14 protein-coding genes are annotated in these 13,600 nt (G+C 71.9%); 6 read left to right on the forward strand and 8 right to left on the reverse strand.

The genetic code is table 11. From position 1 onward, the window contains the following. Nucleotides 1–26: 26 nt before the first annotated feature. From ACLJQF_RS24445 to ACLJQF_RS24465, 5 genes are all read right to left on the reverse strand, one after another. On the reverse strand, nt 27–581 hold the full coding sequence (locus tag ACLJQF_RS24445) for an RNA polymerase sigma factor (protein ID WP_410611893.1): 555 nt from the start codon (nt 579–581) through the stop codon (nt 27–29). A gap of 463 nt (nt 582–1,044) precedes the next feature. Further along, on the reverse strand, nt 1,045–1,791 hold the full coding sequence (locus ACLJQF_RS24450) for a GAF domain-containing protein (RefSeq protein WP_410611895.1): 747 nt from the start codon (nt 1,789–1,791) through the stop codon (nt 1,045–1,047). A 20-nt stretch (nt 1,792–1,811) separates the two neighbouring features. Next, nucleotides 1,812–2,555 (reverse strand): GAF domain-containing protein, encoded by a 744-nt coding sequence (locus tag ACLJQF_RS24455; protein WP_410611897.1) that lies wholly within the window; start codon nt 2,553–2,555, stop codon nt 1,812–1,814. A gap of 162 nt (nt 2,556–2,717) precedes the next feature. After that, the gene (locus ACLJQF_RS24460; RefSeq protein ID WP_410611899.1) at nt 2,718–3,284 is read right to left on the reverse strand and encodes a sigma-70 family RNA polymerase sigma factor; all 567 of its coding nucleotides are present in this window, start codon (nt 3,282–3,284) and stop codon (nt 2,718–2,720) included. A 19-nt stretch (nt 3,285–3,303) separates the two neighbouring features. Then, complete coding sequence (locus ACLJQF_RS24465; RefSeq protein WP_410611901.1) at nt 3,304–4,023, reverse strand: hypothetical protein; 720 nt, start codon at nt 4,021–4,023, stop codon at nt 3,304–3,306. A 236-nt stretch (nt 4,024–4,259) separates the two neighbouring features. Here ACLJQF_RS24465 and ACLJQF_RS24470 point away from each other — a divergent pair, with 236 nt between their 5' ends. Then, on the forward strand, nt 4,260–4,598 hold the full coding sequence (locus ACLJQF_RS24470; RefSeq protein ID WP_410611903.1) for a hypothetical protein: 339 nt from the start codon (nt 4,260–4,262) through the stop codon (nt 4,596–4,598). Nucleotides 4,599–4,674: 76 nt separating this feature from the next. On the opposite strand, the gene ACLJQF_RS24475 is transcribed toward ACLJQF_RS24470, so the two are convergent. The 3 genes from ACLJQF_RS24475 to ACLJQF_RS24485 all read right to left on the reverse strand — a co-directional run bounded on the left by ACLJQF_RS24475 (nt 4,675) and on the right by ACLJQF_RS24485 (nt 7,437). Beyond that, nucleotides 4,675–5,643, reverse strand: coding sequence for a hypothetical protein (locus ACLJQF_RS24475; protein ID WP_410611905.1), 969 nt, complete (start codon nt 5,641–5,643; stop codon nt 4,675–4,677). Nucleotides 5,644–5,911: 268 nt separating this feature from the next. Further along, nucleotides 5,912–6,691, reverse strand: a complete 780-nt coding sequence (locus tag ACLJQF_RS24480; RefSeq protein WP_410611907.1) for a GAF domain-containing protein — start codon at nt 6,689–6,691, stop codon at nt 5,912–5,914. Further along, entirely contained in the window at nt 6,688–7,437 is a 750-nt protein-coding gene (locus ACLJQF_RS24485) for a GAF and ANTAR domain-containing protein (RefSeq protein WP_410611909.1), read from the reverse strand. Before ACLJQF_RS24485 ends, ACLJQF_RS24480 begins: the two co-directional genes overlap by 4 nt. A 1,087-nt stretch (nt 7,438–8,524) precedes the next feature. On the opposite strand from ACLJQF_RS24485, the gene ACLJQF_RS24490 reads away from it, so the two are divergent. From ACLJQF_RS24490 to ACLJQF_RS24510, 5 genes are all read left to right on the forward strand, one after another. Next, nucleotides 8,525–9,196 carry a BON domain-containing protein gene (locus tag ACLJQF_RS24490; RefSeq protein WP_410611911.1) on the forward strand — a complete coding sequence of 224 codons (672 nt, stop codon included), beginning with the start codon at nt 8,525–8,527 and terminating at the stop codon, nt 9,194–9,196. A gap of 311 nt (nt 9,197–9,507) precedes the next feature. Next, nucleotides 9,508–10,623, forward strand: a complete 1,116-nt coding sequence (locus tag ACLJQF_RS24495; RefSeq protein WP_410611912.1) for a glycosyltransferase — start codon at nt 9,508–9,510, stop codon at nt 10,621–10,623. Continuing rightward, nucleotides 10,623–11,639, forward strand: coding sequence for a hypothetical protein (locus ACLJQF_RS24500; protein WP_410611913.1), 1,017 nt, complete (start codon nt 10,623–10,625; stop codon nt 11,637–11,639). Before ACLJQF_RS24495 ends, ACLJQF_RS24500 begins: the two co-directional genes overlap by 1 nt. Beyond that, the gene (locus ACLJQF_RS24505) at nt 11,636–13,120 is read left to right on the forward strand and encodes a glycoside hydrolase family 130 protein (protein WP_410611914.1); all 1,485 of its coding nucleotides are present in this window, start codon (nt 11,636–11,638) and stop codon (nt 13,118–13,120) included. The genes ACLJQF_RS24500 and ACLJQF_RS24505 overlap by 4 nt, the downstream gene beginning before the upstream one ends. Next, on the forward strand, nt 13,117–13,569 hold the full coding sequence (locus tag ACLJQF_RS24510; RefSeq protein ID WP_410612243.1) for an NUDIX domain-containing protein: 453 nt from the start codon (nt 13,117–13,119) through the stop codon (nt 13,567–13,569). Before ACLJQF_RS24505 ends, ACLJQF_RS24510 begins: the two co-directional genes overlap by 4 nt. Nucleotides 13,570–13,600 lie beyond the last annotated feature (31 nt).

Below are 13,600 nucleotides of genomic sequence, written 5' to 3' on the forward strand. Positions count from 1 at the left end.
GATCCATTTCATCCATGGGCTGTCTTTCACGTTGTCGGGACTTGCAGCAGCGCAACCACTTCGGGGGCTTCACGCAATGCCTTACGCGCCTGGTGCAACAGGCGGCGGGCCGTGCCCGCCGGGATGTCGAGCACTCGCCCGGCCTCGGCGACGGTCAGGTCCTCCCAGGCGACCAGGCCCAGCACTTCCCGCTCTTCCGGTTTGAGCCGAGCCAGTGCCCTGCTCAGCAGGGCCTGCGTGTCCACGCGGGCATCCACCGCCGGCCAGGGATCCCACTCACTCACCACGCCGGTCAGGTCCGACGCCGGCTCCTCGGCCGGTGCCGACCGCCAGTGCCGGCGCAGCCTGTTCAGCGCGACGCCGTACAACCAAGGCCTGGCTTCGGGATACGAACGGTCATAGTGCGCACGGGACTCGTAAGCCGCCACCCACACATCGCCGAGCACGTCCTCGGCGGCCTGCCGCCCCACTCTGCGCGCCAGGTAGTTCCCGAGCGCGGTCTCGTGCCGGCTGATCACTTCCGCGAAGGCATCGGTGTCTCCGCGCAGCGACCTACCGATCAGTTCCGCGTCTGACGACATGAAGCTCCTCGGGTTTCGCTTCGCCCTGACACCCCGTCTTTGCCACCACGCGCCCAAAGCGTTCAGGTTACGTCGCCCCACGACGAACATCGCTGGTCAGGCGACGTGTGAGGTCGAACCAATCACCGGCAGCCGGACGCCGCGAGCCATGGCCGGCCGCAGCGCGATCTGTCATTCACTCTCGGGGGTGGAGAAGGAGCGCCGGCCGCATCCGGCCTCCTGGCACCTCGCGGCAGGAACCAGTTCGCCGCGGACAGCGCCGACGCGTGGCAACGGAGACGGACAGGCCGCGGACAGGCCACTGTGGACTCGGCCCCTCGCCGGCCCCGTGGAGGTGCCGTGACCACTGCAACCCCTGTGATCAGGGACCGCAGGAGAGCTCGGGCCGCTGGTTCTCGAGCCCGGCACTCGGAACCGCACCAAAGGTCCGGAATCTGCCATCCACAACGGGCCGGACGCCCGGTCAGTTCGGGGGGATCGCCGCCGCCGGGGCCAGCACCATCGTGGGTGCGAGCTCGCGGTCGGCCAGGGCGCGGGCCACGTCGCCGAGCCGGAGGTTGTTGCGGCGGGCGTAGCCGCGCAAGGCCGTGAACGCCGCGTCCATGCTCAACTGCCCGCTGACGGCCAGCACGCCCTTGGCCTGCTCGATGATCACCCGGCTGTTCAACGCGGCCTGCAACTGCTCGGACAGGATCTCCCCCTGGCGGAAGGCCCGTTCGTGCAGGATGCCGATCGTCGCGGTGTCGGCCAGCCCCTGCGCCAGCGCCACATCGTCGGCCGACAACTCACCCGGGGAGCGGCCGAAGAGGTTCAACGCCCCGATCGTCTGCCTGCGCAACCGCAGGGGCACCGCGTGCACCGACGCGAACCCGTCCCTGGCCGCCTCGGCCGCGAACCGCGGCCACCGCCCCGCCGCCGCGGCGATGTCGGCCACCAGGACCGGTGTGCTGGTAGTGAAGCACTCGATGCACGGGCCCTCGTCGATGTCGAGCTGGAACAGCTCCAGCAGCCGCGCCTGCTCGGTGGAAGACGCCAGCAACTGCAGGCCGCCCCGCTCGTCGGCCAGCGTCAGCCCGGCCGCCGCGACGTCGAGCAGCTCCACGCACTGCACCACCAGCGTGTGCAGCAGGTCGGCGACGTCGTAGTCGTCGACCAGCGTGTCCGCCAGCGCCACGAACGCCCGGGTCACCTGTCGTTCACGGTCGGCCATGCCCACCATCTCCTGAATCGTCAGCTTTCATGGTCTCCCCGGCGGAACTCCTCGTCCAATCGCAGCCGCCCGGCCACGATGTCGCTCGCAACCTCGAGCAGGAGACGTCCGTGACCGAACGCGTAGGCCCGCAGCCGGGCCAGCGCGGCCGAGGCGGGCAGATCCAGGTGCGCGATCAGCATCCCGGTGGCCTGGTGCACCTCCCGGAACCGCATCCCCGCGCTTTCCATCCACCGCCCGTCCCCGTCGAGCCAGTGGTCATCGCCGGACCGCAACCCCGACAACGCCAGCGCGGCGACGTCGGCCACCTGCAACGCCGTCGACAGCTCGCCGGGCCGCAGCGACCCCGGCGTCGAGCGATAGGTGTCCAGGGTCGCCACCCGCACCGCCCCGATCTGCACCGGGAACGTGAACAACGCGGCCACCGGGTACGCCACGACCTCGGCGGCGAACACCGGCCACCCCGCCGGCGGCCCAGCCGCCAGGTCCGGCACCAGAACCGGGCCGCCAGAGACATACGCCTCGAAACACGGCCCTTCACCAAGGGAAAACTGCAACTCCGCCAACGCCGTGCTCACCGCGTCACTGGCGTAGACGACCTCGCGGTGCCCGGCGTCCACCATCACCGACACCGCCGCGCCGTCCACCGGCAGCAAACGCGTGCACGCCCGGCACACCCGGCCGACGACGTCGACCCCGCTGCCGGTCTCGTCGTCGCTCAGCGCGGCCAGCACGCTCGCGCGCAGGACGTCGACCTCAGCCACCACGCACCCACGACCAGCGTGGCCCACATTCCGGCATCCGGTTCCTTCCGAGTCGGTGTTCGTCATCGCCACACCAACTCGGACATGCCCGGATCCGGATCAGCACCGCTGCCGCGGCTGCGTGCACCGATCGTACCTCCCGCACCGCGCCGGCCCCTGCCATCACGGCACCGGCGCCGCGGCGACGTGCCGGCGCAGCGCGGCCAGCGCCCGATGCTGGCTCACCCGCACCGCACCCGCGCTCGCGACGCCGAGCGCGCCCGCCGTGTCCCGGGCGGACAGGCCGAACCCGACCCGCAGGATCACGACGTCGCGCTGCTGCGGGGCCAGCAGGTCGAGCAGGCCGCGCAGCCGCTGCCGCCGCTCGAGATCCTCGACGTGGCGGAGCGGCCCCGGCCGCCCGCAGGCCACCGGTGCGAACTCCGGGACCGGGACGCTGACGTCGTCACCGTGGCGGCGGCGCGCGTCGACCACCTTGTGCGCGGCGACACCGTAGACGAAGGCCGGGAACTTGCCGGCACCGTACCCGTAGCCCGGCAGCGCCCCCAGCACGCCGAGCAGCACCTCCTGCGCGCAATCTTCCGCGTCGCTGTCGCGGTGGCGCCGATCTCCCAGCCGTGCGCGGCAGTAGCGCAGCACGCCCGGGCGCAGCAGGCTCAGCAGCGCGTCCGTCGCGATGCGATCGCCCGATACCGCCGACGCGAGGAGCGCGCCGTCGACCATTGTCATGATGTCCCTTGCCGCTCGGTCAGCCTCGGGTGGTGAGGTACGGGGCGGGATCGCCGCCGGCCTTCGCGCCGCTGTCGAGCCAGCGCAGGAACCCGGGGCGGTCCCGGCGTTCGATTTCGTCGAGGAAGTCCTGCCGTCGCTGGACGACGAGCTGGTGCGCCGGGTCGTCGGTGGCGATGAACAGGAGGAAGTAGCTGCGCCGCCAAGCCACGCACAGATCTTCGGTCGCCATCTCGGCCACCGGCACGGATGACGCCGGCAGCGTGGCCAAGGCCAGGACATCGTGCGCGTTCGGCCCAGCGGCCGGCCGGTCCCGCAACCCCGGCCGGTCGCGATGCCCGGCTCGCAGCCCGGCAATGGCGAGCAGGATCAGGACGGCCGCGGTCAGACCGCCGCCGAACGCGGCCAGCAGGCCGGTGATCACCAGGTAAGCCGCGATGAATGCCGCCGTCGCGGCAACGCCCGTCGGCACATCGGGCCCGCTCACCCCGACCTGTCGCCCACGCCGAAGCCGCGGAGCACCGACTGCGACGAGAACCCCCGCGCCCGCTCCCACCAGACTCCAGCCGACCAGTGCGGCCGCGGAGGAGTTCATCGCGCCGATCATGGCCAGGACACCGCCCGGGACGGCCAGGAGCATTCCTGCCACGCGTGCCACCGTGCGCCTCGCCGTCCGGTCGGCGCCGAGCCGGCCGGCCCACGCCATGGAAACCACGACCGCCGAGGTCTGGGGCGTCATCTTCACTGTAGACCCGCGGTCGGGACCGCGACGGGTTTCTCCGTCGTGACGGTCTCGAGCGTGACGGTTCAGGTCGCGCTCGCAGCCACCAGCGAGTCTCGCCGGCCGCCTCGCGGGAACCACTCGCCCGGGTGAACCGCTCCGGGCCCTGCCCGTCCTAGGCTGGAAGACCGCGCCCCGGACCCCGGCGACCGATGCCGTGCACCCCGGTGCACCGCGAGCGAAGGCGGGCGCCGGTGGACGGCGAGCAGACCGATCGGCAAGTCGTAGGGCCGACGACGGACAACACGTACCGGGCTTGGCCCACGCGTCACGGCGGTGGTTACCCTCCCGGCTGGCTCGTCCGCTACCGCAGCCGCTCCGGTCGGACCGGGCCGACGTCGTGCTCGGCACCGCTGTGGCGTGAGCACGTCGGCACAGTCGCGGGGCACAGTCTGCGCGACGAGCACACCAGCACCACCTGGGTACCCGTCCGCCCGCAGGGGGCCGCCTCCGATGAGCAGGTGAGCCTGGTGCGGGCCACCGACATCGTCGACGCCCAGCCCCCCGGCTTCGACGAGCGTGCCCGGAGGTGAACCGTCGCCGATGACCGGCGGCTGCCGTCCTCGCCCGGGGCCGACAGAATCCGCTGGTCGTGACGACGCCGGGGGCTCAGCCGGCAGACCTTTCCCAGGCTTCTGCCCGGAACTCCGCGATCCGAGCCAGCAGCTCCCGGCCTTCACGGCTGGGCGGGCCGCTGCGCACCACGGCCTCCAGCGACCGCAGGCGGCCTTTGGCACGCACCGATTGGATCTCCTGCGCGGCATCGATCGCCTCGGTGCCCACCCTCGCGGCTTCCGCTGGATCACGCCGGATGGCGTGCCCGAGGGCGAGCATGATCTGGGTCAGCGAACGGCTCCTGCCCATCTCCGGCCCGTAGGCGGCCACGGCCTCGTCGAGGAACGGGATCGCGCGGACCGCGTGGATCGGGTTCACGGTGTACGCGAGTTCGGCCCGGACCGTTCCGATCATCGCGGAGAGGTCGTTCGCGTCGAAGAACCGGGCCCAGGGCGCCGTCTCCGCGTCGGTGGCGAACTCTTCGGTTGCCTGGCCCAGGTGCCGCAACGCGGCGGACTCGTCCGCACGCATCGCCCAGGCCCACGCCTGGTTGACCGAGAGGATCGCCTGCGCCAGTGCGGAATGTCCGCGCAGCGCCGCGATCTGCCCCTGCCCGAATTCCGCCAAGGCGGCGTCGACCGCGCCCAGGTGCAGGTGCAGGCGACCGCGCCGGTAGCGGACGTTGGCGAGCAGATCGTGGTCACCGGCCTCCGTCGCCAGCTCGACCGCGACATCGAAGGACCGGAGCGCGGACTCGTGGTGGCCGGAGTCGAACTCCGTCCACGCCAGCAGGTTGTGCAGGTCGGCCAGCTCGCGGCAAAGCCGGCGCCGCAGCCGCGGCGGAACGGTTCCCTTGCGCAGCAACAGCGTCCACGAGCCGAGCGCGGCGAGCGGGGCGAAGCAAACCCCGCCGCCGCACCGGTAGTCCAGGGCCCGGAACGCGCGGGTCGTCGCTTCGAGCGCCTCGAGATCGCTCACCTCGACCTGGAACGGCAGCGGTTCGCCGCGGACAGTGGTGATCATCGTGGCCCCCTGCTCACGGCACGGCGCGCACAACGAGGGGAAAGGAAATCATCAGAACGCCTCCGACTCGAGTGGGCGGGCTTCACCACCAGGGTCCGGGGCGGTCCGGCCGCCGTGATCGCACGGCGGTATCCGAAAAGTTCATTTTAGGCGATCCATGGCGCCGGAAAACCCGCCGGACGGGTAACCCTCGCGGAGATTATTTCACACGACCGAGAAGATTTACGTGCATTTGCGAAATTGAGTCAGGAAAACGATCTCGCCGCGTTCATTCGGTTGTGCCTGCGCCGCCGAACAGATCTTGTACGTTCGCCGAACGGGTGACGACCTCGCCGGCCAGTTCGGTCAGCCGGCGGCCCCGCGCCCGCGCGTAACCGCGCAGCAGGCCGAAGGCCACGGCGACGTCGACCCCGAGCCGCTCGGCCACGAAGCCCTTCGCCTGCTCGATGACGATCCGGCTGTTCAACGCCGTCTGCAGCTGCTCGACGAGGATTTCGCGCTGCTGGACCACCCGCGCCTGGAGCAGGCCGATCGTGGCCACGTCGACCATCGCCTTCGCCGCCCGCACCGACTCCTGGTCCGGCTCTCCGGCGGCGCTTTTGAACAGGCAGAGGGCGCCGACGTTTTCGTCACGCAGCCGCATCGGGACGGCGTAGACCGCCGAGTACCCCGCTGTGGCCGCCATTTCCCGAAGCCGGGGCCACGGGGTGTCGCCGGCGGCGAAATCCGGGTGGCTCACCGGCGCCCCGGTGAGCCACGCCTCGCGTCCCGGACCTTCTTCGACCTGGATCTGGAACAGTTCCATGACTTCCGGTGCTTCGTCGGCACTGGCGACGACCTGGAGCCGGCCGTGCGGGTGCGCCAGCAGGACGCCGGCCGCTTCGGCGTCCAGCAGTTCGACACACCGGCCCGCCAGGAGATGCAGGAAGTCGATCAGGTCGAAGTCGCCGGTCAGTGTGTCGGCCAGCTCGACGAGGGTGTCGATCAGCCCGGCCTCACGCATCGCGTCCTTCCACTTGTGCAGTCTAGTGCCACCGGCCCCGGTCATCGGATATCCGGATCGGGGTCGAACCGCGTCCGGCGGGCGACGATGTCGGCCGCGAGTTCCGACAGGCGGCGGCCGTCGGCGAAGGCCCGCGCCCGCAGCCGGGCGAACGCGGTGTCCGGATCGGTGTTCAGCTGCGCGGCCACCATCCCGGTCGCCTGGTGCACTTCGGGACCCACGAGCGGGAACTCGTCCTCCGCCGGTCCGGGGACCCGGCCGCCCGTGGCGATCTGCTCCCCCATCAGCATCGCCAGCACGAGGTCGGCGAAGAGCAGGGCTTCCCGGAAGATCGCCGGTTCGGGCGCGATCGGCGTGCCGTGCAGCAGGGCGAGCACGCCGACCCGCACCACGCCGACGGCCAGCGGGAAACCGAAGCACGCCCGTGCACCCGCCTCGACCGCCAGCGGCGCGAACAGCGGCCACCTGCGCAGCGCCTGGGCTGTGCCGAGGTCGGTGACAACCGCAGGGGACGCCAGCTCGAGCGCATCCTCGATCGGCCCCTCGCCCACGGTCGCTTCGATCTCGGGGATCCGGCGGCCGAGCTCACCGCTTGCACTGCGCAGCTTCGCCACACCCGTCGTGCCGATCACGACCAGGCAAGCCCCCGCGGCCCCGAACCGCTCCGCGGCGGCTTCGCACACGAATTCGACGGACAGTTCCCGGCCACGTTCCCCGGCCAAGGCGGTCACCGTCGCCCACAACCGGCCCAACGGGGAGTTCTCACCCCACTCGTCACGGATAACGGACACCCTGCTCAGCACTTCCCGGCTCGGCGATCGGCGATTCCCCACGACAGGAAGCGCCCGTGCAAGATACCCGAGTGCCGTCGCGCCCCACGCTCCCGCACGGATGCCCTCGCAGGTCCACGGAACAGGCCGAAAGTTCCCCGGTAAATGACCAGCGGCCCTTCTCCCCGGAACGAGCCGTGCACGTGCGACCTTCGCTGCCGGAAAATGAGGGCCCCACATCGGCGTCGAGGAGGAATTCGTCCTCACGGACCCGGTGACCGGCGGGGTGGCGCTCGTGGCACCCCGGGTGCTCGAAACCGCCACCGGGATCCACACCGATCTCACCGCCGAACCGGACAGGCCCGCCATCAGCGCAACGGACGGCCGCCCGTCCATGACGGCTGAGCCCGCCACGAACTTCCACCGTGCACGAATCACCGGCGCGGCAAGCCGGCCCCATCCCGGCCTACCGGACCAGGGTTCCCCCATCCGGGCGAATCTCTTCGGCAGGTGGCGCAAAGCGCCTAAGCTGCCGGACTGCCCCAGACCTCGGCACGTCCGCCGTTTCCACGCACCACGTGGACGGAAACCCGCGTGCGAGGAGAGGCCGATGACGGCGGAGAACCACGGTGCGCCGGCGGGCCAGAGCACTCCCCTCCCACCGCGACGGCAGATCGCGTTCAGCATCGGGAACTGGCAAGTCACGTTCACCGGAACGGATCCACGCTCGCCACGGACCGGCACCCTCGCCGGCCGGCCCGAGTTCGGCCCGCGGGGCAGCCGTGTCCCCGTCATCGCCGACGACAGTCCCGCACTCTCGGTCTCCTGGGTCGACGACCAGGACATCATCGCCGTTGCCGCACCGCCGGCCGACGAACCGCGCAGCCACCGAGGCGCCCGAGTCGGCGGAGACGGAACCGACGGAGAAGGTCGGACTCACCGAAGCCGGATTCACGGCACCTGACCATCCATAAAGGACCAAACAGGCTCCCGACCGGCTGCGCTACCGGCGCGTTCGCCAGGGCCACGTCGCCCGGCCGCCGAACGACCTCGGAAGAGGTGCCGCAGGACTCTAGGCCCGGGCCGCTGGAGAAGGCACGGTCGCGGTATGACACAGACCCAGCACAGGGCGGACCACGAACTCGAGGCCGCGATCATCGACGAGCTGGCCTGGACCCCCAGTGTCGACGCCCGGGAAATCGGCGTGACCGTCACCGACGGTGCGGCGACGCTGTCCGGTAACGTCGGAACCTACCCCGAACTGGAAGAAGCCCTTCGCGCTGCGACCCGCGTCCACGGCGTCACCGTGACCGCGGGCGAGATCGTCGTCCGGCACGCCGACTCGCCGGCGGATGACGACCTCGCCCGGGAAGCCACGATCGTCTTCGACCGCCGCACGGTGGTCGTGCCGAAGGGGTCGGTGCGGGTCGAAGTCACCGACCACGTGATCACGTTGCGCGGCACGGTGGACTGGCAGTTCCAGCGCGAGGCCGCCCGGCACGCGATGGCCACGCTGCCCGGTGTGAGCGGGATCCGGAACCTGATCACGTTGAACGCCGCGACGGTCGTCCCGCCTGCCGAAACCCAGGGCCGGATCAAGGCCGCACTGCGCCGGCACGCGGGAACGGAAGTCCCGCACATCGAAGTCGACGTGACCGGAAGCCACGTCACGCTCTCGGGCACGGTCTCCTCCTCGGCCGAGCGCCGGGCCGCCGAACAAACCGCGTGGTTCGCCACCGGGGTGACCGCGGTCGACAACCAAGTGACGCTCTCGGACTGAGGCGTCACGTCCCAACCGGCACCCGCTGTTCCGGCTCGGCCGGGTCCTCGGGCCCGCGAGCCGGGGCCGAGGCTCGTCATCCCGATCGTCGACGTGCTGCGCCGGCTGCCGTTGCGGATCGTCACCATGCCGATCCAGCTCGCCCAGACCACGCTGCGGAAGGTCGTCGGACGGCACGACGCCCGGTCGTGCCGCTGCCCACGGCGGCGAACGGAGCGGCCGAACCCACCCGCGAGTTCCGAGCACAGTCGTTCCGCCCGCTCCTGGCCGCCGCCCCATCCGGAAGGCTCCGCGTGATCACGTTCGGCTTCTTGAGTACCTATCCGCCCACGCTCTGCGGCCTCGCGTCGTTCACCGCCTCGCTGCGCGCCGCATTGCCGCCGGGCTCCGCGGGCGGGGTGGTCCGGGCGGTCGAGTCGGCGACCACTTCGGACCCCGCAGGCGGCCCCGAAGTAGCCGGGGACCTGGTCGCCGGCTCGCCGGCGAGCGGCCGCGCGGCGGCGACCCTGCTCGACCGGGACGACGTGGCGATCGTCCAGCACGAATACGGCATCTACGGCGGCGCGGACGGCGAAGACGTGCTGCGCGTCCTGAACCTGCTACGGGTGCCGGCGATCGTCGTCCTGCACACCGTCCTCAGCGCACCGACGCCGCACCAGCGCGCGGTCCTCAACGGCGTGGTAGCCGCCGCGGCCGCGGTCGTGGTGATGAGCGAGACCGCGCGCGCCCGGCTCGTCGCCGGCTACGACGTCCCCGCCGGCCGGCTCGTGGTGATCCCGCACGGTGCCCCCGACACCGGTGGCACGGCGGCGGCACCGCACCGCAGCCAGCGCCGCCAGATTCTGACGTGGGGCCTGCTCGGCCCCGGCAAGGGCATCGAATGGGGCATCGAGGCGATGGCCCTGCTGCCCGCCCAGTGGCCGGAGCCGCGCTACCTGGTCGCCGGCCGCACCCATCCGAAAGTGCTGGCGCAGCAGGGGGAAGGCTACCGCCGGTCGTTGCAGCTGCGGACCGAGCGGCTCGGCGTGCGGGACCGGGTCCGGTTCGACGCCCGCTACCTCGCCGCCGCGTCCCTGCGGCGTCTGGTGGCCCAAGCGGAGGTGGTCCTCCTGCCCTACGACTCCCGCGACCAGGTCACCTCCGGCGTCCTCATCGAAGCGGTCACGGCGCGGACGCCGGTCGTGGCGACCCGCTTCCCGCACGCCGTCGAGCTGCTCTCCGGCGGCGCGGGTCTGCTCGTCGAGCACCAGGATCCGGCGGCCATCGCGCACGCGCTCCAACAGATCCTCGTCGACCGGGCCGCGGCGGGCAGGATGGTCGTCGCCGCCGGGATCGCCGCCCGCAGTCTCGGCTGGGCATCGGTGGCCGCGCAGTACAGCCGGCTCGGCGCCGAGCTCGTGTCCGCCCGGCCCCGGGTCATGGCGTGATGCTGGACGACCGTCACCTGCTGCGCATGTCCGACGACGTCGGTCTCTTCGAGCACGCGTGCGGGGCCATCCCGCGTCGCGAGCACGGGTACTGCCTCGACGACGCCGCCCGCGGCCTGGTGGTGCTCAGCCGTGAGCGGGACCTGACCCCACGGCTGTCACGGGTGCAGGAAACGCTCTTCGCCTTCACCGCGCACGCGCACGAAAACGGCCGCTTCCGCAACCGGTTCGGCTACGACCGCGGCTGGCAGGACGCCCCCGGTCTCGGCGACTGGTGGGGTCGCGCACTGTGGGGACTCGGCAGCACGGCCGCGCACGCGGGACGCGCGTGGCTGCGCACCGAAGCCCGGCTGCTGTTCGACGTAGGAGCCCGCCGCCGCTCTCCGGACCGGCGCGCGATGGTGTTCGCCGCGTTGGGCGCCGCCGACGTGCTCACCCGGTTCCCGGCGGACGAGCCGGCGCGGGCGTTGCTCGCCGACGCCGTCACGACGATCGGGCCGATTCCCTCCGGCCGGGACTGGCCGTGGCCCGAGCCCCGGCTGGAATACGCCAACGCCGCGATCGCCGAGGCCCTGATCGCCGCCGGTGCACTGCTGCCCGATCCGGACGTACTCGCCGACGGTCTGCGTACCCTGGACTGGCTGGTGGACCGGCAGACCCGGGAGGGCAGGCTGTCGGTGGTGCCCGCCGGCGGCTGGGCGCCCCACCAGTCGCCGCCCGGATTCGACCAGCAGCCGATCGAGGTGGCCGCGCTCGCCGCGGCCTGCGCCCGGGCTCACGCGGTCACCGGCGGCGCCCGCTGGGCGTCCACTGTGGAGCTGGCCCGCGCCTGGTTCCTGGGCGCCAACGACGCCGGCACGCCGTTGCTGGACCGGGACACCGGTGGCTGCGGCGACGGGCTCCGCGCCGACGGCGTCAACCGCAACCAGGGTGCCGAATCGACGCTGGCGATGCTCGCGACGTTCCAGCTCCCGCGGCTGCGGGCCGGCGCGCTGACCGGCGCCGGTGCGGCATGACCGGCGAAGCCACGGGGCTGGTGACCCGGCAGCACGCAGGGTTCCGGCCCGACCCCGGCCGGGTGGTGACGAAACTGTTCGTGCCCGGCGAGGAGGCACCGGAGACCCGGTCGCGGGCGGGTGCGTTGATCGCGCGTGTCCTTGCCCTGCCGGAAAGTTCGGTCGGTTCCACGCTGGACCGTGTGTTGGCCGGTTTCTCCGGCCGCCACCGGGACCTGCTCGCGGTTCTCGAGCACAACGCGTCGATCATGAGCCACCGGCTCGTCGACCCCCGCTCTCTCGACGCTCGGCGCCGGCTGCTCCTCGGCGCGTACTTCACGCACGAGTACGCGGTCGAGGCGGCTGCGCTCTGCAACCCGTCCCTGGTGGCGCACCCCCGGCAGGACGGGCTACTGGCCGGGCAGGTGCGGGTCGCGCTCAGCCTGCGCGGCATCGGCGAAGGGCACATCTCCTCGATCGGCTTCGCCACCGGCGTCCTGGGACCGGGGACCAGCGCCGAGTGGCACCCCCGGGCGGGACCGGTGGGCACAGGCGAGCGCCAACCGGATTCCTGGAGCCGCTCGTGGCTGCGCGCCGCCCTGAACCACGACGACTGCGACAACGAAATCACCGCCACCGTGACCGCGACCCTCCCCGATCCCTTCGGCCAGAACGACCTCGACCACGCGCTCGCCACACTCGACCCACGCCTGCTCGAACGCGCCGGGGCGGCCGGCACGACCCAGCGCATCCGCGAACTCGCCGCCTCCGGCTACACGGTGAGCTTTCCCGCCGACACCGATCTCGCGCAACGGCTGCTGTGGCCGGTCAGCGCGACCGAAAGCCACGGCATGGAAGACGCCCGCTTCGTCCGCTTCACCGACGACACGGGCGAGATCGGCTATCGGGCCACCTACACCGCGTACAACGGCGCCACCGTGACACCCCGGCTGCTGGAAAGCGCCGACCTGACGTCGTTCAGCGCGTTCGCCCTCACCGGACCGGCGGCCCGCAACAAGGGCATGGCGCTGTTCCCCCGGCCCGTCGGCGGCACCCACCTCGCGTTGTGCCGCGGGGACGGGGAAACGATGAGCCTGGCGACCTCGCCCGACGGCCGTTCATGGTCCGGCGAAGTGCCGCTGCACGGGCCGACGGCGGCCTGGGAGCTGCTGCAGGTCGGCAACTGCGGCTCTCCCCTGGAAACACCGGCGGGCTGGCTGGTGCTCACCCACGGCGTCGGACCGATGCGGACCTACGCCATCGGCGCTCTCCTGCTCGACCTCGCCGACCCGGCCCGGATCGTGGGCGCACTGCCCGAGCCGCTACTCCTGCCGGACGAAGACGAGCGTGAAGGCTACGTACCCAACGTCGTCTACTCCTGCGGCGGGATGATCCACGACGGCACGCTCTGGCTGCCCTACGGCAGCAGCGACGCCCGGGTAGCACTGGCCACCGTACCGGTGGACGCCCTCGTCGCCCGGCTCGAAGAGGTCAACGCATAACCGCGCGCCGGCGATCCAGGCTCGCGGATCGGCGACAACGTCAAGAACGGCAACCACGCCGACGTCTTCGGCGCTCAGGTGGCGGACTGGACGAGGGCGAGTCCCCGTGGGCAGGCGCCCGCCGCGAGATCAAGGAAGAACTCGGGTTCGACCTGCTGCCCGGCCGCCTGCTGGTCGTGGACTGGGTCCAGCCGCAACCGGACGGCCGCCCCGCCCTGACGAACAACCTGCTCGACGGCGGCGTCCTGGGCGAGGACCGGATCGCGTCGCTGCGGCTGGCCGATGGTGAGCTGAAGCGCTCGAAGTTCGCCACCCGCGCCGAGGCCGCGGGGATGCTCCGGCCGCACCTGGCACGCCGCGTTGCGGTGTGCCTCGACGTCGTGGACACCGGCCGGACCGCCTACCTCGAGAACGGGTTTGATCCGCTCGGGCCGGGCGACGTCTCCTAGCCGAGCTGCCAGGCACCTGATCAGCACTTGA

It is taken from the genome of Amycolatopsis sp. lyj-109 (genome assembly GCF_046548995.1).
Taxonomy (GTDB): domain Bacteria; phylum Actinomycetota; class Actinomycetes; order Mycobacteriales; family Pseudonocardiaceae; genus Amycolatopsis.

Bases quoted from the DNA above. Each gene is read 5' to 3' on its own strand.
- ACLJQF_RS24465 (WP_410611901.1), bottom strand. From the start codon at position 4,023: ATGACGCCCCAGACCTCGGCGGTCGTGGTTTCCATGGCGTGGGCCGGC.
- ACLJQF_RS24445 (WP_410611893.1), bottom strand. From the start codon at position 581: ATGTCGTCAGACGCGGAACTGATCGGTAGGTCGCTGCGCGGAGACACC.
- ACLJQF_RS24490 (WP_410611911.1), top strand. From the start codon at position 8,525: ATGACACAGACCCAGCACAGGGCGGACCACGAACTCGAGGCCGCGATC.
- ACLJQF_RS24500 (WP_410611913.1), top strand. From the start codon at position 10,623: ATGCTGGACGACCGTCACCTGCTGCGCATGTCCGACGACGTCGGTCTC.
- ACLJQF_RS24480 (WP_410611907.1), bottom strand. From the start codon at position 6,691: ATGACCGGGGCCGGTGGCACTAGACTGCACAAGTGGAAGGACGCGATG.
- ACLJQF_RS24450 (WP_410611895.1), bottom strand. From the start codon at position 1,791: ATGGCCGACCGTGAACGACAGGTGACCCGGGCGTTCGTGGCGCTGGCG.
- ACLJQF_RS24475 (WP_410611905.1), bottom strand. From the start codon at position 5,643: ATGATCACCACTGTCCGCGGCGAACCGCTGCCGTTCCAGGTCGAGGTG.
- ACLJQF_RS24505 (WP_410611914.1), top strand. From the start codon at position 11,636: ATGACCGGCGAAGCCACGGGGCTGGTGACCCGGCAGCACGCAGGGTTC.
- ACLJQF_RS24460 (WP_410611899.1), bottom strand. From the start codon at position 3,284: ATGACAATGGTCGACGGCGCGCTCCTCGCGTCGGCGGTATCGGGCGAT.